This is a genomic window from Neptunomonas phycophila (assembly GCF_001922575.1).
GTDB classification, from domain to species: domain Bacteria; phylum Pseudomonadota; class Gammaproteobacteria; order Pseudomonadales; family Balneatricaceae; genus Neptunomonas; species Neptunomonas phycophila.
In genome coordinates, this window is record NZ_MRCI01000001.1 from 1,179,522 (window position 1) to 1,199,900 (window position 20,379).

The following is a 20,379-nucleotide window of genomic DNA, read 5'->3' on the forward strand; positions in this document are numbered from 1 at the left end:
TTGATTTACTTTTTTCTGTATTTTTTTGACATGGAATGAGCTACGTGCGGTCTACTTTTTTGCCTCGTTATTTTGTGTTGGGCTCTGTACTCGTGTTTGCGGGTCTTAGTTATACCTCGGTTTCCCAAGGCGAAGCAGATTTATCCTGTCGACCTAATAATGCAATGGCGCCATTTGATGAGTCTTCAGCCAGTGAGAGCTTTCGAAAAGGGCAGGCTGCAGAAACCGGACAGCATGGCTTCCCTAAGGACCCTGTGAAAGCTTATCAGTGGTATTGTAATTCCGCCCTGCAGAATGACTCTGCTGCGCAGTTAAAAGTTGGTCTAATGCTTTTAGAAGGCGAGGGCACTAAAAAAGATCTTAAAAAAGGTATGCTTTGGTTAAATCGCTCTGCCTCGCAAGGTAATCATGATGCGGAGTTGGCTTTAGGTATCCTGCTAGTAGACAGCGATGCGCTCAGTAGCGCTAAATTGTTTAGTCGGGCAGCTGAAGGCGGTAATTTATACGCAAATCATCGTTTGGCAGAGCTTTACTATTACGGTATTGGCGTTCCCCAAAGTTATGAAAAAGCCCAAGAGCTATCAGCGTTAGGTTCAGAAGCTGGGTTTGAAAAGAGTAAAGAGCTACTCACACGTATTCGTCTCAAACAAGAATCTTTACCCTCGTCAGAAAATCAAGTCTCAGATGCCGTTGTTGCTCAAACTGCCGTCCCTGTGATTCATGCTAATGAAGAAGACGTGGTCATTATTCCACCTGAAGAGCAAAAGACCACCGTTTTGCAAGGGCTGTTAGAGTACCTGCCCTCCTTAAAACTACGAAATACCTCCCAAGAAGCCGAGCGTGTAGAAATAACTGAATCAGGCTCCGATAAGGAGCTTGAACCGCTAGCTGAGGAGTCCGTCGTTGCCATACAGCCTAATGAGACAAGTGTTGAATCGGTTGATGAAAGTCAGCTAGCCGATCAGTTGGTTGAGGCTGCAAGCCAAGAATTGGAAGCAATGGAGTCTAGCTCGGTTAAAGAGTCGGTAGAGGTTGCTCAGGCGTCATCGCCAAAAGCGCCTAGTAAGAAGCAAACATCGGTAGGGTCTGTTAAGAGTGCAGAGGTCGAAGATCTTGCATCGCCTGCAACGGGTAATAGAGATCTAGTCACGAGCGATAGTGCGCAGCGGCGTGGCAGTGAATGGGTGAATCAGCAGCCAGATATGCGCTATTCAATTCAATTGGTGCAAGCGGGCAGTGTAGACGGCATATTAAAGTTTATTAATAAATATAGTTTGCAAGATAAGGCCTACTATATTCATGCGTTACAGGATGGTCAGTGGCGTTATATATTGCTCTACGGTGATTACCCCAACAACCGAACTAGTAAAGCAGTGGCTAAGACCTTACCTCAGGAAATACAGGACAACGGTTATTGGATCCGTACATACGGAGACTTACGTCGCAGTTATACCATTGCCCCATAAAGATGAGCTCTTTTTTGTTATTTGAGCAAGTTTAAGGAGTTAGAGTATTAGGTGCTAACAACCTAATACTCTGCAAGCATGGCTTGGTCAGACTAAGTGAGCTCTTGCCAGTTCTAATACTTCAGGGTCAACCGCCGGAGGAGTGAGATCAACATCCTTTTCCATGGCTTTAACGATAGTTTTTAAAACCTCCACTCGGGTGTACCATTTATGGTTGGCCGCTACGACATTCCAAGGCGCTGCTTTGGTAGATGTGTGGTTAAACATATCCAATGTTGCTTTTTCGTAATCACCCCAGCGTTGGCGGTTGCGAATATCTTCCGGTGTTAGCTTCCAGCGTTTAACTGGATTTTCGAGTCGTTCAGTGAATCGTCTATGTTGTTCATCAGGCGTGATATGTAAAAAGATTTTGATGATGCGGGCGTTATCATCCACGAGTAATCGTTCGAACTCATTTATTTCTTGGTAGGCACGCTGCCATTGCGCCTTGGTTGCAAACTTCTCAATACGCTCTACAAGTACGCGTCCATACCATGAGCGATCGAATATAGCGATTTCGCCTGGGGCAGGTAGCTTGGTTTGAAAGCGATATAGATAATGTTTACCTTGTTCTTCTTTGGTTGGTGCTGCAATAGGGTAGACTTCAAAGCCTCGAGGGTCGAGTTTTTCTGTAACACGTCTAATAGCGCCACCTTTACCCGCAGCATCCCAGCCCTCCATAACAATGATGCATCGGCGCTTTTGGTGGTAGTAAGCTTGTTGAACATGCAGCAAGCGGGTTTGCCATTTTTTAAGTTGTTTCTTGTAATCGGCTTTGTCATCTAAGACGGAATGTTCAGCGTTCTTTTTGGGAAGAGTGGGGGGATTCTTTTCTAAAACTATGTCGGATGGCGTGTGCATGTGGTTATTCCCTAATGAGTTACTTTGAGTGTAACGCGAGGAAATAGCTAGATAAAGTAATTCAAGAAAGTGCTAAGGCTTCACAAGGCTGCTTTTTATCATCAGTCAGTGTTGTGTGTTGTAACAAATTAGCTTTGAATGCTTAAAGCGACGTAGCTAATTGAAAAGTTTTTAAATAAGCTAGAAGAGAAATCTTAATCTGTATTTTAGCGGCGTAACTAGGAAGGATACTTAAGTGGTGCCGGCACCAAGAGTCGAACTCGGGACCTACTGATTACAAGTCAGTTGCTCTACCAGCTGAGCTATACCGGCACTGCCTTAAGTGGGGCGTATATTAATCACCTTCCTTTTTTAGATCAAGCCTTTATGGGAATTTTTTTTAAAAAAATACACTTTTTAGATGGCAGTGTAACGTTATCGCTAACTGCCATCTTTTTTGGGCTAGCCTTCTAACGGAATTCGGATCTTTTGGCCTGGGTAGATTAGGTCTGGATCTTTGATAACTTCTTTGTTTTCTTCGAAAATTTTAGTGTAGAGGTTACCGTTCCCCAAATGCTGTTGAGCTATCTTCCATAAAGAGTCGCCTGATTGAATAGTGTAGTACTCAACTTTGATTTCTGGTCCTGTAAATGCCAGTGCGTCAGCATTGACTTCGGTAATCCCTTCGACGTTTCCGGCCATTAAGATTGCCTTTTCGTAAGCTGCTTGGTCTTTGGCAGAGCCTGATACGCTAGCAACACCGTTTTCGACTGTAATGCTCAATGCATCAACCCCGGGGTTGTCAGCCTCGATGTGTTCTTGGATTTTTTCTGCTGGATCTTCGTCATTACCGAAAAGCTTTTTACCTAGATTAGATGCGAAATCAAACAATCCCATTGTATAACCCCTTAATTAAATGGTTGTTCAGGCGAACGCCTGAGCTGTGGAGATCATTCCATAGCTAAGATGAATCCTAGCTGGCTGAGATGACAAAAAATAGTAGGAATAAAAAAACCCCTGCATGGCAGGGGTGGAAAAAAGACAACTCAAAGTACTAAGAGTTGAAAAGTAGGGATGTGATAGAAAAAACTTCGTGAAGAGGCACAACACGAATACTATCAGTACTCACTATTGGATTTTATTGTGCGCTGCACAATTGTACTTTAGTACTATATATATTAAGTCATTGTTGTATATGTATTTATTCGTTAAAAATGTTTGATTTTTATATTTTGCAGTGCAATTAATCTTTTGTTAAGAAAACAAGTTTGCATCGCGCTTAAACCTAAATGGATTTGCTGGATAAGTGCCTATGACTCTTACGTCTTTAGCAAAAAAGTCCAATTCTTGGAGCGCGTATTTCATGGATTGTTGGTGAGGGTGGCCTACAATATCCAAATGGAAACTAGTGGCTTGCATTGTATCAGAAGCCATATAGCTCTCCAGTTTCACCATATTGATGCCATTTGTGGCAAAGCCCCCTAGTGCTTTATACAGTGCAGCTGGCATATTTCGTACGGTAAACATCACAGTAGTCATGAATGTAATTCCGGGCTCTAATTTAGGCATGTGACTGTCACGAGCTAGGATTATAAAGCGGGTAGTGTTCCCTTCTTTATCTTGAAAGTTGTCTTTTAATACTTCAAGTCCATACAGTTCGGCGGCTAAGCTGGAGGCTATGGCCGCATGGGTATGGTCTGTTCGGTGAGACAGCTCTTCAGCAGAACCAGCGGTATCTAAGTGTGCAATTTGCCTTAGCCCCATCTCTTTGATGTGTCCATCGCATTGCGCCAATGCTTGGGGGTGTGAAGCTATTGTTTTTAAATCCGTTGCTAGAGTCCCCGGTTTGACGAGTAAGCAATGGTTGACCGGTTCAAAATGCTCATTGATGATATGGAGTTGTGTTTTTGGCATAAGCCGATAGATTTCTTCTACACGCCCTGCCGTTGAGTTTTCTAGTGGGATCATAGCGAGATCGGCTTCACCACGTTCGACCATAAACATTGCATCAGCAAAGCTCCCGCAAGCCAGCGCATCCATTTCAGGGTGTACATGTCGGCAAGAGAGGTGGGAATATGCGCCCGGATAGCCTTGGTAAGCAATGATATTAGTTGTCATGATTGTTCTTAATCCATATGGTCGTTCAAATAGTTCGCTATTATGGCACAGTGCTGCGTTGCGGATAACACATTATATGGCTCGTTTTTGCATGTTGATATCCTGCAATCACAGGGCTTAGTTGTAATAGTAAGGGATGCTTGTGAAGCGAAAGCATGATCTGTTTTTAGGTGGCATTGCTGTTTTATTCGTTGCTTTTTTGTCGTGGCAAGGTTTTACAACAATGCGCAATTATGAATTGGCGAACTTGCATAAAGCGGGATCAGAGCGGCTATTGGAAACCATTCGCTCGTTGCGTGTAGCCATCGACCAATATCGATACCTTCCTTTTCTATTGTCTCAAAATAGAGATGTTAAGCAGCTGTTGCTAGTTCCTGATGCCGATAACCAAGTGCGTGTGAGTCGGTTGTTAGAGCAAACGAACCTAGTAGCAGGGTCGGCAGCGTTGCTAATATTGGATGAACAAGGCGATATAGTCGCTTATAGCAACTGGCGAGAAAATACTTCGCTACCTCGTGATCGTTATAGGGATGCTGCTTTTTATCGAGAGGCGCTCTCTGGCGAACAAGGGCCTTACTTTGTCATTGATAAATCGACTATGAGACCAGCTTATTATTTATCGGCACCTATTTATCAAAGTCAAAAGTTAATAGGCGTTGCTGTGCTCAGGCTTAATATCGCCACGTTACGTGAGCAGTTATCGAATGAATCACTATTTTATGTGGCCGACGCCAATGATAGTTTGCTTCTAACGAGCCCTTCTTTTGATCAAGAACATATTTGGCCGTTAGCGCCCGGTCATGTTGAGTTATTACTGGATGGCCGCGAAATCACTTTGGGTAAGCACAAAGGGGAGTACTGGCTGGTTCAGGCTGTCAAATTAGATGATCTTCAATGGCAAGTGGGTGTTTTGTCGCCCATTCAAAGTGCCAACCTGCGCAGTGCTTATGTCGCGTTATCCATTGCAGGCGTTTGTATGGTGCTTGCTTTATTGTTTTTATATTTGCGAGAGGCTCAGCTAAAACGTCGTTCACAGCGTGAGACCGTTAATGCGCAACGTGAAAGTGAGCAGCGACAACGGCGTATCATTAACACGGCTCAAGTAGGGCTGATTACTGTTGATTCTGCTGGGAAAATATTATCGATTAACTCTATGGTTATGCAGCAATTTGGTGTGTCACAGAGCCTAATCGAGAGATCACCGCTAACGATTCTTTTTGCCGACATTGATCAGTTTTCGCCACTTAAGCGCATGTTGGATGTGTTGAAAAGGCGTGAGTTCTCGCCCATAACGGGTTATGAGGTAGTGGGGCAGCGTTCTGATGGTTCGCGTTTTCCAATGATGTTTTCAATCCGGATGATGTCTACGGCTCCTGAGACGACGTATTTAGTCACCATCATCGATATTACTCGGCGTAAGCGTCTTGAACATGCTTTACAAGAAGCAAACGAATCACTTGAACAGAAAGTGTCTGAGCGAACATTAGCGCTTAAAAATGCGCAGGCTGAGTTATTGCAAGCCGAAAAGATGGCCGCGATGGGTAGGATGTCGACAGCCATCGTTCATGAGCTAAATCAGCCGTTAACAGCGATGCGTAATTATTTGGCTATGTTGCGTCAGATAAGAGAGCACCCGGACATGTTTAACGATAACTTGCAGCGGCTAAATCAATTGGTCGATAGAATGGCCAGTCTTACCGGGCAATTAAAAACCTTCGCCTACAAGAAAGTAGAGGTTACAGGCGCAGTCGATTTACAGAGCGTAATACCTTCTGTTTTAACGATGTTTAGCGCGCAAATGAAAGCCAATGAGATTAGGTCTGTCATCCAGATACCTGAAACCTCAATACGGGTAAAGGGAGATCAAGTTCGCTTAGAACAAGTATTGGTCAATCTTATCGGTAATGCATGTGATGCATTAGAAGAGGTCGCTCAAGATCACCCGTCTGTGTTAACAGTTACGGTTAGCACTGAGTTAAAGTGGGCACACATATTGATTAGTGACAATGGCGACGGAGTGAGCGAAGAGGCTTTGGCGCACTTATTTGAGCCTTTCTACACCACTAAATCCATGGGAAGTGGTTTAGGGTTGGGGCTTTCAATTGTCGATAATATTCTTCGCGACCTTGGTGGAAAGATCAGCGCCCGGAATAACTCCGAAGGCGGTCTTGGAGTATTAGTCACTCTGCCTTTGGCAGATTAAGGAGGCATATTGGAACAGCGTGGTCATGTCATTCTTGTTGATGATGAGCCGATGGTACGGCAGTCAACCGAGCAATGGCTATCGTTCTCGGGTTTTGCTGTAGATAGTTTTGCAGATGCTGAATCTGCACTGGCGCATCTGGATGTTCAAACAGAAGGTGTTTTGATAACTGATGTTCGTATGCCTGGTATGGATGGCTTGGAACTGTTATCGGCGGCGTTAAGCAAAGTACCTGGCTTGCCTGTTATTCTGCTGACTGCACACGGTGATGTAGACATGGCTATTAAGGCGATGAGAGAGGGGGCGTATGATTTTATTGAAAAGCCATTCGTCCCCGAGCGCCTAGTAGAAACAGTCCATCGTGCGTGCGAAAAGCGACGTTTAATTTTAGAAAACTCTAAGCTTCAATCGGTTCTGGCGAAGCAGTCAGGGCTGGATGCAACAATTATAGGCATCTCTCCGGCAATTCAACGTCTGCGCCGCGATGTATTGAAACTGGCTGATTTGGATACCAACGTCATTGTTTATGGTGAAACAGGGACAGGTAAAGAGCTTATTGCTCAGTCTTTACATCAATATAGCCGTCGTAAATCACAGAATTTTGTACCTATTAATTGTGGAGCCATTCCTGAATCGCTGATTGAGAGTGAGTTGTTTGGGCATGAGGCCGGTGCATTTACCAGTGCATCTAAACGACGTATCGGTAAATTCGAATACGCCGACAAAGGGACGCTATTCCTAGATGAAATTGAAAGCATGCCTGCTCTTTTGCAAATACGTTTATTGCGCGCTCTTCAAGAGGGAGTGATTGAACGATTAGGTTCAAACCAGCCATTGCAAATTGATTTAAGAGTCATTGCCGCGGCAAAGGTCGATTTGAGAGAAGATGAGCATTTCCGAGAAGATTTATTTTACCGATTAAATGTATCGCAGTTGCATATCCCTCCCTTAAGAGAGCGCATGGAAGATGTACCTTTATTGTTCAATCACTACCTGCGCATTGCTACAAAAGAAAACACAGAAGAAGGCTCAAAGCCTCGCGTGTTGTCTGAGCATGACCTTCAGGCCTTATCGCGTTATCAATGGCCTGGTAACGTTCGTGAACTAAAAAATATAGCAATCCGGTTTGCCGTCGATGGAGATAGCTCGGTTTCCGCTATTTTATCGGCTGCTGATCCCATGAATAACTCAGCGATAGGGCGGGCGAGTGCATCAAAGCTTTTGCCTTTATCTGTGCAAGTTGCCAGTTTCGAGTCTAATGTGATTCGGGAAGTGTTGGCACGCCACAAAGGCAATATAAAGTTAGTCATGGAGGAACTGGACCTCCCTAGACGAACCTTGAATCAGAAAATGATTCGTTATGGCTTGAGCCGCACAGACTTTACCAAAGGGTAAGGCGATCGTTGATATAGGCAAAAAATAGCCGATCGATAGTTTGCAGGATTCATGCGACAGTTTTTTAGCTAAATTAAGACAAGATATCGACCATGCGCTTACGACTAAGGTCTCATAAAAATAGGCATCAAGGGAGAGTATTACTGTATAACGTAGGATGGGTTGAGCATTAATCGGCTGTTTTTTGCTTATTGTAAGGTTTTAATCGGCCGTTTATTGCTTATTTTATAATTCTTAAACTGAGGTTTTTTAATAAGCTATTGTTTTATAAATAAATTTTATAGACTGGTCTGATAAGTGCATTGTATAGACTGTTTCCTGTTTTCCTTACAACAATCACAAAAAAGGTGACAACATGACAATCAGCAAACGTACGTTGCTAAAAACTCTTTCTGTTGCAGTAGCCGTCAGCACGCTAGGTGGCTTGTCTGGTATTGCTCAGGCTGCTGATAAACGCTCGTACATTCTGGCAACCGCTTCTACAGGTGGAACCTATTATCCAGTTGGTGTTGCGTTAGCGACGTTAGCGAAAGTTAAACTTGAACCCACAAATGGTATTTCTATTTCGGCTATCAACTCGGCAGGGTCTGGCGAAAACGTGAAGTTGATGGGTGAAAATGAAGCACAATTCTCCATTCTACAAGGCTTGTACGGTGCTTGGGCTTGGGAAGGTGAAGGCAAACTTGAACAGTCTGGCCCACAAAAGAATTTGCGCTCTGTTTCAATGCTATGGCAAAACGTAGAACAATTTGCTGTTAAAACTGATTACGTAAAAACAGGCACGATCGATGACCTTACCGGTATGAAAGGTAATAAGTTTTCTATCGGTAGCAAAAACTCAGGAACAGAAGGCTCTGGGCGTACTATTTTAAGCAACCTAGGAATTGATGCCGATAGCTTCAATCTAGCTTATATGGGATATGGCTCTTCTGCTGATGCTTTGCAAAACGGTACGATCGATGGAATGAATATCCCTTCGGGCGTACCCACTTCAGCAATCACACGAGCTTATGCTGCTTTAGGCAGTGATGTGACTGTGCTTGATTTTACTGATGAGCAAATCGCTCGTGCTAATGGCCATTATGAGTTGTGGACGCGTTATCTAATTCCAGCGAATACCTACCCTGGTCAAACCAAAGACATCAATACTATGGCGCAGCCAAACTTTTTGGCGGTTAACGATGATGTCTCTGAAGAAGATGTGTATTTGTTGACTAAAACGATTTATGAAAACCTACCTTTCCTAAATGGTATTCATAAAGCCACTAAGGCCATGTCTTTAGAAAAAGCAATTGCTGGCCTACCTGTTCCGCTTCATCCTGGAGCGGCACGTTACTACAAAGAAGCAGGTCTTACGATCCCTGATCGTCTAATCGCTAAATAAGCCTAGACCCATAGATACTCTACCTATGCCTAGGTGGAGTATCCATTTCTCTTTTCCTAACGATTTTTTAGATTTCGGGTAGTTCTTATGTCTCAGTCCCCAGAGCTTACACATGACGATACAGCGGAGAAGCTTAAAAGCCTTGAGCTAACGCAGCGTCCAGAAACAGGCGGTATTGGCCGTTTCCTTTATTGGGTCGGTGTGCTTTTTGCGCTGGCGCATATTTATTTCAATACACTTGGCACTTTGTCTGAGTTGTGGGTCTCGGTCATCCATTTTGCAGGCTTCGCTCTTATGTGCTCGCTGATGTACCCCATGATGAAAGGTGATGGAGTTAAGAGTCGCACGGTGCTAACGCTCGATATTGTTGTTGGGTTAATAGCGGTTGCCTGTGCTGTGTATCTCATCTTTTTTGAGGACGCGCTTTATGCTCGCGGTGTGAAGTTTTCCGCTACGGACTGGGTATTTTCAATTTTAGCCATTGCGGTTGCTCTGGAACTTGCTAGACGAACCACTGGGTGGTTTATCCCAACATTGATTCTAGTTGCCTTAACTTATGTGTTTTGGTGGGGGCAGTATATCGGAGGAATGTTTGGTTTTTCGGGGTTGAGTTTAGAAACCGTTCTTTATCGAAGCTACTTCACATCGGAAGGCATGTTTGGGCAAATAGCCCGTATTTCATGGTCTTACGTGTTCGTGTTCATGTTCATTTTGTTTGGTGCCTTTTTAGTGAAGTCTGGCGCCGGCGATTTTATTATCGAGCTGTCACGTTGTGCCGCCGGTCGTTTTGTAGGTGGTCCGGGTTTTGTAGCGGTATTAGGTTCCGGTTTAATGGGGTCGGTTTCAGGTTCATCGGTTGCTAATACGGTTTCTACGGGTGTAATCACGATTCCTTTAATGCAGCGTGCTGGATTTCCTGCACGTTTTGCCGCTGGTGTTGAAGCCGCTGCTTCCACTGGTGGACAGCTCATGCCGCCAGTCATGGGTGCAGGTGCGTTTATCATGGCTTCTTATACCCAAATCCCCTATGTGGACATCATTGCTATCGCGGCATTACCCGCTTTACTGTATTTCATGTCGGTTGGCTTTTATGTACGTGTCGAGGCAATGCGAAGCCATGCGCAAGCTGTTGAGTTAGATAGCCGACCTATCAAAGAGGTATTTAAAGAAGGGTGGCATTTTCTGTTGCCTTTGGCAGTGCTGGTAGCACTATTAATTTATGGTTTTACGCCTACCTATGCGGCAGGCATCTCCATTATTTCGGTCATCGTATCTTCTTGGATTTCTAAGAACCCAATGGGCTTGCGTGAAATCTTTGATGCGTTAGCTCAAGGCTCTCGTAATATGGCAACCACTGCTATTTTGTTGATTGCCGTAGGTTTGGTTGTTAACGTGGTTTCCATGACGGGTATTGGTAATACGTTCTCGTTGATGGTAACTGAATGGGCTGGTGGTAGTTTGCTTATCACGTTGATCTTGGTAGCGCTGGCGTCGTTAGTTTTAGGTATGGGGTTACCCGTTACCGCGGCTTATATTGTGTTAGCTACTTTGTCTGCTCCTGCTTTGTATAATTTGATTGCTGAAAATCAGTTGGTTGAATTAATGATGAGTGGTGGCTTGCCAGAAGCGGCTAAAATGATCTTCATGTTGGTAGATCCAGACAAAATTCCTTTGTTGGCGGCCCCTATGTCCGAGGTCGATGCTAAAGCGTTACTGGCGCTAGTACCTAGCGATTTTAAAGGTCAGCTTTTGCAACAAGCATTGGATCCTGTGGCGCTATCTATGATCTTGTTATCAGCTCACATGATTATATTTTGGTTATCTCAGGACTCTAATGTGACGCCGCCAGTTTGTCTGACGGCGTTTGCGGCAGCGGCTATTGCCAAGACTCCGCCAATGAAAACTGGCTTTATGGCATGGAAGATAGCTAAAGGCTTATACGTAGTCCCTGTACTCTTTGCCTATACCAACTTTATTGGCGGCAGCCCATTAGAGGTGTTTACTATATTTATATTCGCTTTAGTGGGTATGTATGCATTTGTTGGCTTTATGGAAGGCTATTTAGAAGGGCCATTGAACATAGTGCTGCGTATTGTATCTGGCGCTTTGGCTCTAGCTTTATTGTGGCCGCATGCGCCGCTTTGGCTGAATGTTGCTGGGCTGGTTGCCTTTGTTGTGTTGTTTATGTATTCGCGACGTAACATTGAATCGCAGGCGGCTGTTGCCTAAAGCATCGTATAAATTATGTGTAGAATGAGTCGATGAAAACTATTTTGGCCACCCGTTACAGGTGGCCATTTTTTTGCTCTGGCTACAGTTGATAAGATGAGTTGAAAAGGGGAACAATATGCAGCCCAAGTATGATTTTATAGTGATTGGCGGCGGTATTTTAGGGGCTTCGACTGCAATGCAGTTGCAGGAGAGGGATCCTGACTGCACTGTTTTAGTTCTAGAAAAAGAAGCCGGCCCGGCAAAGCATCAAACAGGACATAACTCGGGTGTAATCCATGCGGGAGTTTATTATAAGCCTGGTAGTCTTAAAGCAAAATTTTGTAAAGAAGGTAATCAAGCCACTCGCGATTTTTGTGATGCAGAATCAATACCTTACGATACCTGCGGGAAGTTATTGGTAGCCACTAATGCGCTGGAGCTTGAGCGTATGCAAGGTTTAATTGACCGATGTGCCCAGAATGCCTTACCAATAGAGGTCTTAGATAAACAAGCGTTGAATGAGCGAGAGCCTAATATTGAAGGTGAGGGAGCAATTTTTGTCCCTTCAACGGGTATTGTAAGCTACACACAAATTACTCAGCGTATGTTAGAAAAGGTTGAGGAGGCCGGTGGGCAGGTCGAATTCAACAAAGAAGTGGTTAAGCTTGAAGAAACAGGGCCAAGTATTACTGTTACGACACAAGAGGGCAGCTGTTTTGTCGCCGATCAGCTGATTGCCTGTGGTGGTTTGATGGCTGATCGTTTAGTGCGTATGTTAGGTATAACGCCAGACTTTAAGGTTATTCCGTTCCGTGGGGAGTATTTTTTACTGCCGCCTCAGCATAATACCATTGTTAATCATTTGATTTATCCCATCCCTGATCCTGATTTGCCATTTTTGGGGGTGCATCTTACGAGAATGATCGATGGAACGGTCACTGTCGGTCCTAATGCTGTGCTCGCCTTTAAGCGTGAAGGCTACAAAAAATCAGACATTAGCTTATCAGACACCTGGGAGATGTTACGTTATGCCGGATTACGTCGGGTTGTGCGTCAGCACTTTAAAGCCAGTCTGAATGAAATGAAAAATAGCCTTTATAAACCGGGATATTTATCGATGGTGCAAAAATATTGCCCGTCATTGACCATGGCTGATTTAACGCCTTACCCTGCTGGAATTCGAGCGCAAGCTGTGTCGGAAGATGGTCGTTTGATGGACGATTTTCATTTTATTAAAACGCAGCGCTGTTTATTTGTGTGTAATGCTCCCTCTCCGGCAGCAACCTCTGCTATTCCTATCGGGCGTCATATCATCGAACAACTGACTAGCTAGTGGGTTGTTGGCGCAAATAAGAGCGATAATGGGTCGCTAGTAGTTTCCAGCGGTGAAGATGAGCATGTTGTTCGGTGCGCGTTAGGTATGGTTGTGATAGTTGGCTGCGCATTTCGCTCTCGCCAGATTTCCAAACGGAAGGCAAAAGCGTATCGGCAATATGTACAGCTGTTAAAGGGGTAAAGCGTTTATCGTCTGAAAGCATGGGTAAAGAGTGAAATAAGATCGCTTCTGTGACACGCGGTGGTACATACCAATGCATGATTATTGCAGCAGCTATTTCACCGTGAAACATACCGAATGCCGCTTTTTCGGCGTTGTGCAGAGCCTGAGTGTGTTTCTCCATGCTTCTAAGCATGTCTCGATACTTAGTAGGAAATAAAGAGGCCAGCACCATGATACCTGTATCGTGTAGTAAGCCTGCCAAATAGCTCTGTTCGCAGTATGTGTTATCGAGCTTTGCATCCTTGGCTATGTCATAAGCTAGCTGTGCCACGAGCAATGAACGATGTATCAGTCGTTCAAATGAAAAAAGTGTCCAATTGGTGTGAGCAGGGTAGGTGCGATATAGGTTGGCCAAAATGATTAAGCCACGCAAGCGTCGTAAGTTAATTTTGTTGGTGAGGTCCGAGACGCCGAAGACGGCGGCGTGCTCTCCAAAATAGGGTGTGTTTACCCACTTAATGATTTGGGCACTTAAGGCCTCGTCGCTTTCAAGAACATAAGCCATATGATCTTGACTATCACCAATGACAGCCACCGCTTCAAAAAGCCCTTTAATATAGTTGGGGTGTTGTATTTGGCCTCGTTGCTGGATGATTTTTTGAAGAGGCGCTCTGAATAATAATCGCCGTACTTTTAAGAGATGCTCAACCGATTTTTGTATATGTGGAAAGTTGACGGGCATGTCAAAAGTGCGGTGAAGTAGCTCTTGTCGAACATTTTTCTCATCGCTGGATTCTGCTTTGAGTCCTAATTGAAAGCGCAGGGTTCTTGGGCTTTGTTGTTTAGCTCTACGCAGTAGTTCGGCTTTGCGGGATGTTTTCAGGTCGTAGGCTAAAAAAATCGCATCGTAGTTAGCCGTTGTTAGTTGATTGATGAGTGTCTCGTAGTCATCTATCGAAAAAACATCCCACTGACAGCCTGCGAGCTTGAGGCGCTGTGACCAATTGGAGAACTCACCATTGGGGTCTAATAAAATAACTTTTGTCGGTAAAGTATTTGCAGCGGGTTGAACAGCAGGCATCGTGTACCTCTCAAGCGCGACATAGAATGTAAATGTGTTTTCGTAAAACGCTAATCAAGCCAGCTTAGAGCTGGCTATCTACTGGGTTGATGTAGTCGGTTCTTTGCTTTTGTAAGATAGCTTTCATCAATCATCACCGCCGCCGTCTGAACTGTCTGAATCTATCGAGTTGTCTGGTTTATCTGTTGATTTACTATTCGGGGTAGTATTGTTGTGCTCAGAATAATTGTCAGCCTGCGCAGTGGATCTTGCTATTGGTTTGGCCGGCCGTATTTCGTCTCGCATAACGCAATACATGCGAAAAGCAAAAACGGTAATTAGAGCGCTAAGTAGATCTAGGGAAGCCAATATAGGCAGTTCAACAATGAACTGACGGTCTTCCATGGATTGGAAAAAGCTCACCACTGGGTAATTTATCAGCTCAATTGCAATGTATAAAATGGCGAGTCCTTGGAGAAGTGGCCAAAAATAATCATCGGTGTCTTGCCAGCTTTGCTTAAGACTTTGCAAAGCAGATTTTTTTTCAACAACGCAAATGTAGTCAGCAAACGCCAAACGCACTCCGATGAAAATCCCGGGCACAATTAAAAACATAAGCCCGCCAAATACGGCGCATCCTGTTAACAGAAAAGTAAGCAGTAACGTTCTCCAGCGAGACATGCCCACTACTAGAGATTGGAATGCCGATAGAGGGCGGTCTTCTAAAACTGACTGCATGTAGACAATAGTCGCTGACCAGTACAACGGGAGAATGGTCAGATTTAAAATGGATAGTACGGCAAATTGCTGAGCAATTTGCTCATCGTCGCTGTATATATCAAACCACTGTGCTAACCCGTTAATTGCAATCAAAAAAGGCAATTGGATTTTGGCGATAGTGCCTAGATGTTGTCTAAAAAAGAAAATGCTCTGTTGTATGTAAGTTAGGCTTAGCATAAAGAAAAATAATCACTTCACAGGAGAATGGGTTTCTAGGTACCGATTAACGGTGTCTACAATTGCTTGAGTTTGTGGGTCCACTTCTATGTTGATGCGGTCACCTACGTTGGCTTGTCCGAAAGTGGTAATGCTCAAGGTTTCAGGTATTAAATACACGTTGAAACGGTTTCCTTCCACTGCTCCTATCGTCAAGCTGCAGCCATTGAGTGCTACAAAGCCTTTTGTAAGAATGTAAGGGGTGAGCGCCTCGTCAATTTCAAACCATATAATGCAGTTATCGTCTGTTTGTTTGATCTCGCAAATCTGTGCTGTTGCACTGATGTGACCTGATAGCAGATGGCCGCCAATTTCATCTCCAAACTTGGCCGCTCTTTCAAAATTGACAACACTCGTTACTTTGAGTTCGCCAAGGTTGGTCACATTGAGTGTTTCTTGAATTAAATCAAACTGGACAGATGATTCGTCAAAGCTGGTCACGGTTAAACAAGTACCATTAATAGCTATGCTGGCACCGGTTTGAAGGTTGTTGGTATGACCTGCAGGTAAGGCTACACGTAGCTTCATGAATTGGTCGCGACGTTCTAGCGCTATAACTTCTGCTTGCCCCTGCACGATTCCTGTAAACATCGGTTATCCTAAATCTAATATGATCTGAGGCCGTAAGGATACCGTATATATAACTAAAATACCTGCATCTTAAGAGGCGACAACATGCACTATTTAATTACTGGTGGTACAGGCTTCATAGGCTGTCGGTTAACTGAATCTTTACTTGCTGACGGTCATGAGGTGATGTTGGTAAGCCGAGATGCTGAGCGTGCGATGTTGCAATTTGGCAGTCGCGTCAATGCGATTAGTCTGTCGGATGTGAGCTTGTTGAGTAGCGTTAAAATAGATGCTGTGATTAATCTTGCAGGCGCCCCTATAGCTGATAAACGCTGGACTGATAGCCGAAAATTGGAGATTAAAAACAGCCGTATAGATTTCACTCAGGAGCTCATACAGCGTCTTTATGAAGCAGGCCAGAGGCCAGAAGTTTTTGTCAGTGGTTCCGCTATTGGCTATTACGGTCCCCAAGAGGGAAATGCTCCCTTATCAGAGAATGGTCCAGTAGAAGAGGGCTTCCAACATAGCCTTTGCCAGCAATGGGAAGATGCCGCAATGGTTGCTGAGAAAGATTTGGGGGCTCGGGTATGTTGTGTTCGCACCGGTGTGGTTTTCGGTAAGGGCGGTGGTGCATTGTCTAAAATGCTGCCTGCTTTTAAGTTGGGTCTTGGCGGACCTATTGGGAATGGGGCGCAATGGATGTCTTGGGTGCACTTAGAAGACGAAGTCAATATTATTCGTTTTTTACTCGAACATGATCAGTTGTCAGGGGCATTTAATGCCACATCTCCTGAGGCGGTTACTAATTCAACATTTACACGAACACTGGCTAGTACTCTACGCAGACCGGCTTTCTTTCGAGTTCCCGCTTCACTGTTGAAATGGGCTATGGGAGAATCAAGCGAGCTACTCTTATCAGGACAACACGTATACCCAACGGCTTTAGTAGAAGCAGGGTATGTATTTAAATTCCCTGATTTACAGTCTGCCTTAACATCTGCTACTTAGATTGTAGGATAGCTAAGTTACCGGCGTGTTAGACGTTCGCGTATGCTGTCGACAGTTTGTATTAACAAGTCGCCTTGCCACGGATCTTCGGCGTTATTGTAGACATGCTGCTCTAAATCAATAATCAAGAATTCCAATGTCTTGTTTTTAGCCGCTACACTCACATCTCGCCCATTATAAAGATGGGATTCAGGCCAAAATAACGCTGCCCATTCAATTAAGCGCGCTTGCGCTAATTCGGGTTTATTAAGGGTGCAGGCTTTTTGAAGCGCTGAATAGGCCAATTTTTCATCAGCGATGAGCTGTTTATCGCGTTTAATTCTTTGTTTTTCGGTTTTGGCTGCTCGATCTATCGCCTGTCTATTACGCAATTTGCGTAGTCTATTGCCCGTGTAGAGCCACCCCAGTGATGAAATGATGCTAATTAGTGCTAAAAGCGAGATCAAAGCAATAACGTTGGGTGGTGTTCCATTGGAGTATTGCTCAGCGCTTTGGGTCGTATTTGAGTTTTCCGCTAGGTCTGGTTTAGTGTTCTCTTGGTCGGCAGGTGGTTGCTGCTGGGCGCTATTAGCGCCTTCTATACGCATCTGAATGGGAGGTAATGATGCTACTTGAGCGCGGTCGGTTTCTATATCCCACCAATGGATGTCTATGGGTGGCAGCGTTACTTCGCCACGCTCTTTGAACGTTATTTTGACAGTTTCAACGCGTTGACCGACCAACCCATCTTCATTGAACGACTCCCTCAGGTCTGTATTAACCAGTTCAATATCGGCGAGTTCATTCGTTAGAGGCATCATAGGAGGCAGCCTTGAAGCGGGCAGGCCTTGCGCTATCAGGGTAATGGTTCGTGTTATTGAGTTGCCCGCGATGAGCTGTTCGGGTTGGTCAAATGCGTCTTGAATGGTTAGTTTGGATGCTGGGAGCCAGTAGCCTGCCGAGTTATCGTTAGCACGTGGCAGAATTGATAGCTCAATAGCATCTCCGAGTACTTCAACATACTGCCCGTTTGCTAGTGTTCCAGCAAACAATGGTGGCTCTATTATGAAACTCCCTGGCTCGTTAGGAAAAACAACATAGGTTTGTTTGCGTTCAGTGTAGGCTACGCCTTGTATAAATACATTGGAGACAACTTCGTCGCCCATTGGCAAAATAAGTGCTTGATTCAAAAAAGGATCCGAGAATACCGCTTGGTCATCTAACGGCGAACGATGCCTTAGTGTTGATGAGTAAAGTAGTTGGCTACCTTCGTATGCTTCTGTGTGGTCTATTTCGGTCGTAATGCGAATAGCATTGAGGTCGGATGTAACGTCAAGTCCGCCTGGAGCTTGGTTGGCTTGGGAGCTGCTCGACCGGTTTGGGCTGTAGTTAGGATCATAGTTGGGGGATACGCGTGGGGCGTTATTGGCGGCGCTTAATACGCTCAGCGTCATCGGAAAGGAACGTTCCCCATTAATTTGAATGGCTGGTACGGTTAAGTCACCACTGCGGCGCGGTCGCATTAATACCTGCCATCGCGTTGTTGCTTGTCTGCTTCCATTTTGCAAACTAGAAATCGTCATTTTTTTGCTGCCAAGCAGTGAAAAGTCAGCTGTTAACAAGGATAAGTCTGGGCGCTGTGCTTGGCCTGGCTGTGTGGCTTCTATCGTTAACCGCACTGTATCTGTTTGGTTGATAGTATATCGATTAAGATAAGCATTAACCTCGGCAATGCTGAGCGTTGGGGCTACCAGTAAAAGTAAGCTTAGCGTGGTGCTAACAACCGTAAAAAATGCGCGCATCCCTAGGTTAGATCCTTAATAACAAAGCAAAATCATTCTGCATTATTAAGTAAGGGGTATACGATATCAATGAGGTTTTGCTATAACTCGATATAGATGACGCGCTTAAGTTGTTAAAAATGATGAATTCAATACTCGTAACATTACATATTTCCCCTCAGGACTACATAAAGCAGTACCAAATCCCTGGTGTCATGGTGCATACACATGCCAGTGATGGTCGTCGTGTGCAGTTTCCTGCCTCTATTTTAAAGCCCTTCTTGTTGCATGAGGGCATACATGGCCGTTTTCGTATCAATTTTAGTCAAAATGGAAAGTTTAAATCTATTGAACGGAGCTCATAGTAGGATGTAAAACCAAGGTCGCGCCGTTATAATAGCGAGTCTTTATTCAGAAACGGTCTTGATATGTTCTATTCACTGGCAAAATCTCTCATGTTTAGCATGGATGCGGAGCGTTCTCATAATCTAGCGTTGGGCGGTATGAATTTAGCGGCATCGTTGGGAGTACCTTCGTTGCTTGGCGCTGAAAAGCTGGATATGCCTGTCGAAGTGATGGGGATTCGCTTTCCTAATCCTGTAGGTTTAGCGGCTGGTTTGGATAAAAATGGCACCGCGATTGATGGTTTGGCAGCGTTGGGTTTTGGGTTTGTAGAAATAGGGACTGTAACACCCAGACCACAAGTGGGTAATCCTAAGCCTCGTTTATTTCGTATTCCTGAGCATAACGCGATTATTAATCGCATGGGGTTCAATAACCACGGTGTGGACGCGCTACTTGCCAATGTTGATCGTGCTCGTTACAAGGGCATTCTAGGGATCAATATTGGCAAGAATAAAGACACGCCAAATGATAAAGCTAATGATGATTACTTGTACTGTTTACGAAAAGTGTACTCACGTGCGAGTTATATCACGGTAAACGTGTCATCACCCAATACGCCGGGGCTACGCTCATTACAGTTTGGTGATTCGTTAAATACCTTGCTTGAATCGTTAAAAAATGAGCAAGCTCGTCAAGCGCTTTTGCATGATAGATATGTCCCCATTGCGGTAAAAATCGCACCTGACATGACCGAAGAGGAAATCGTCATGGTTGCTGATTCACTCAAAACGTACGAGATGGACGGTGTTATAGCAACCAATACCACCTTGTCCAGAGAAGGCGTTGAAGACTCAGTCTTGCAAGGTGAGTCGGGGGGCTTAAGCGGTGAACCTGTGCGTAATAAATCGACTAAAGTGATCAGAACATTGGCTTATGAGCTTAATGGTGCTTTACCTATTATTGGTGTCGGGGGTATTACGGAAGGGTTCGACGCTGCTGAGAAAATCGAAGCAGGCGCAAGCTTAGTGCAGATTTATTCTGGTTTTATTTATAAAGGCCCAGCGTTGGTTAAAGAATCTGTAAGAGCGATTGAGGCGTTGAAGCGTCGTCAGTGATGAGTGTTTGGGGAGAAAAACGGCACTAAGGGTTGTGGTTTGGTTTGCAAAAAAGGCTCCTTTGTAGAGGAGCCTGTTTTTGAAGGGAATGTGTTGTTAATGCAGTCCTGGGTGAGCTTGAATTGCCGAAACTCCATCCATGCCGCTCCAGTGGGCGTCTCTACCTTCACGCCAGCCACTCATCCAATGACTTCGTAGCTCTGTGACTTGCACTGGGCAAGAGTCTCGTGATTTACCGTTAATACCAGCCTGAAAACCGCGGTTAAACAGAGTTGATGTCTTATCTCTTTTCTGTCTCTTCATATAAAGAAACCTCTCATACGTTTACGTTATGATTGAGAACATGAATATCTGAGACTAAATATTCACAC

The 20,379-nt window shown here is 44.6% G+C and carries 17 protein-coding genes and 1 tRNA gene; 9 read left to right on the plus strand and 9 right to left on the minus strand.

Going from position 1 to position 20,379, the window contains the following annotated elements; genetic code table 11:
- The first annotated feature begins 44 nt into the window (after nt 1–44).
- Entirely contained in the window at nt 45–1,466 is a 1,422-nt protein-coding gene (locus BS617_RS05345) for an SEL1-like repeat protein (protein ID WP_075171847.1), read from the plus strand.
- 87 nt (nt 1,467–1,553) lie between these two features.
- On the opposite strand, the gene BS617_RS05350 is transcribed toward BS617_RS05345, so the two are convergent.
- The 4 genes from BS617_RS05350 to BS617_RS05365 form a co-directional block, all read right to left on the minus strand.
- The gene (locus BS617_RS05350) at nt 1,554–2,366 is read right to left on the minus strand and encodes a polyphosphate kinase 2 family protein (protein WP_075171848.1); all 813 of its coding nucleotides are present in this window, start codon (nt 2,364–2,366) and stop codon (nt 1,554–1,556) included.
- Between the two features lie 236 nt (nt 2,367–2,602).
- Nucleotides 2,603–2,678 (minus strand) — tRNA-Thr (locus BS617_RS05355).
- A 129-nt stretch (nt 2,679–2,807) separates the two neighbouring features.
- Complete coding sequence (gene lysM / locus BS617_RS05360) at nt 2,808–3,242, minus strand: peptidoglycan-binding protein LysM (protein WP_075171849.1); 435 nt, start codon at nt 3,240–3,242, stop codon at nt 2,808–2,810.
- A gap of 357 nt (nt 3,243–3,599) precedes the next feature.
- Nucleotides 3,600–4,463, minus strand: a complete 864-nt coding sequence (locus BS617_RS05365; protein WP_075171850.1) for a prephenate dehydratase — start codon at nt 4,461–4,463, stop codon at nt 3,600–3,602.
- Nucleotides 4,464–4,605: 142 nt separating this feature from the next.
- On the opposite strand from BS617_RS05365, the gene BS617_RS05370 reads away from it, so the two are divergent.
- The 5 genes from BS617_RS05370 to lhgO all read left to right on the plus strand — a co-directional run bounded on the left by BS617_RS05370 (nt 4,606) and on the right by lhgO (nt 12,989).
- Nucleotides 4,606–6,666: a sensor histidine kinase gene (locus BS617_RS05370; RefSeq protein WP_075171851.1), complete on the plus strand. Its 2,061-nt coding sequence runs from the start codon at nt 4,606–4,608 to the stop codon at nt 6,664–6,666.
- A 9-nt stretch (nt 6,667–6,675) separates the two neighbouring features.
- Complete coding sequence (locus BS617_RS05375) at nt 6,676–8,061, plus strand: sigma-54-dependent transcriptional regulator (RefSeq protein ID WP_075171852.1); 1,386 nt, start codon at nt 6,676–6,678, stop codon at nt 8,059–8,061.
- 355 nt (nt 8,062–8,416) lie between these two features.
- Nucleotides 8,417–9,445, plus strand: a complete 1,029-nt coding sequence (locus tag BS617_RS05380) for a TAXI family TRAP transporter solute-binding subunit (protein WP_075171853.1) — start codon at nt 8,417–8,419, stop codon at nt 9,443–9,445.
- 87 nt (nt 9,446–9,532) lie between these two features.
- The gene (locus BS617_RS05385; protein ID WP_075171854.1) at nt 9,533–11,674 is read left to right on the plus strand and encodes a TRAP transporter permease; all 2,142 of its coding nucleotides are present in this window, start codon (nt 9,533–9,535) and stop codon (nt 11,672–11,674) included.
- A gap of 118 nt (nt 11,675–11,792) precedes the next feature.
- Nucleotides 11,793–12,989, plus strand: coding sequence for an L-2-hydroxyglutarate oxidase (gene lhgO, locus BS617_RS05390; protein ID WP_075171855.1), 1,197 nt, complete (start codon nt 11,793–11,795; stop codon nt 12,987–12,989).
- Here lhgO and BS617_RS05395 read toward each other — a convergent pair.
- From BS617_RS05395 to BS617_RS05405, 3 genes are all read right to left on the minus strand, one after another.
- Nucleotides 12,982–14,235 carry an HDOD domain-containing protein gene (locus BS617_RS05395; protein WP_075171856.1) on the minus strand — a complete coding sequence of 418 codons (1,254 nt, stop codon included), beginning with the start codon at nt 14,233–14,235 and terminating at the stop codon, nt 12,982–12,984. The two genes, lhgO and BS617_RS05395, sit on opposite strands and share 8 nt — an antisense overlap.
- 126 nt (nt 14,236–14,361) lie before the next feature.
- Nucleotides 14,362–15,171: a YciC family protein gene (locus BS617_RS05400; protein ID WP_075171857.1), complete on the minus strand. Its 810-nt coding sequence runs from the start codon at nt 15,169–15,171 to the stop codon at nt 14,362–14,364.
- A 12-nt stretch (nt 15,172–15,183) separates the two neighbouring features.
- Nucleotides 15,184–15,801, minus strand: coding sequence for a riboflavin synthase subunit alpha (locus BS617_RS05405; RefSeq protein WP_075171858.1), 618 nt, complete (start codon nt 15,799–15,801; stop codon nt 15,184–15,186).
- A gap of 84 nt (nt 15,802–15,885) precedes the next feature.
- On the opposite strand from BS617_RS05405, the gene BS617_RS05410 reads away from it, so the two are divergent.
- Entirely contained in the window at nt 15,886–16,788 is a 903-nt protein-coding gene (locus BS617_RS05410) for a TIGR01777 family oxidoreductase (protein WP_075171859.1), read from the plus strand.
- Between the two features lie 17 nt (nt 16,789–16,805).
- On the opposite strand, the gene BS617_RS05415 is transcribed toward BS617_RS05410, so the two are convergent.
- On the minus strand, nt 16,806–18,569 hold the full coding sequence (locus tag BS617_RS05415) for a BatD family protein (RefSeq protein WP_075171860.1): 1,764 nt from the start codon (nt 18,567–18,569) through the stop codon (nt 16,806–16,808).
- A gap of 119 nt (nt 18,570–18,688) precedes the next feature.
- Between BS617_RS05415 and BS617_RS05420 the strand changes: the two genes are divergently transcribed.
- Together BS617_RS05420 and BS617_RS05425 are read left to right on the plus strand one after the other, a co-directional pair.
- Nucleotides 18,689–18,913 (plus strand): DUF2835 domain-containing protein, encoded by a 225-nt coding sequence (locus BS617_RS05420; protein WP_249263575.1) that lies wholly within the window; start codon nt 18,689–18,691, stop codon nt 18,911–18,913.
- Between the two features lie 63 nt (nt 18,914–18,976).
- Entirely contained in the window at nt 18,977–20,008 is a 1,032-nt protein-coding gene (locus BS617_RS05425; protein ID WP_075171861.1) for a quinone-dependent dihydroorotate dehydrogenase, read from the plus strand.
- 96 nt (nt 20,009–20,104) lie between these two features.
- On the opposite strand, the gene rmf is transcribed toward BS617_RS05425, so the two are convergent.
- Nucleotides 20,105–20,311: a ribosome modulation factor gene (gene rmf / locus BS617_RS05430; RefSeq protein ID WP_075171862.1), complete on the minus strand. Its 207-nt coding sequence runs from the start codon at nt 20,309–20,311 to the stop codon at nt 20,105–20,107.
- Nucleotides 20,312–20,379: the final 68 nt, after the last annotated feature.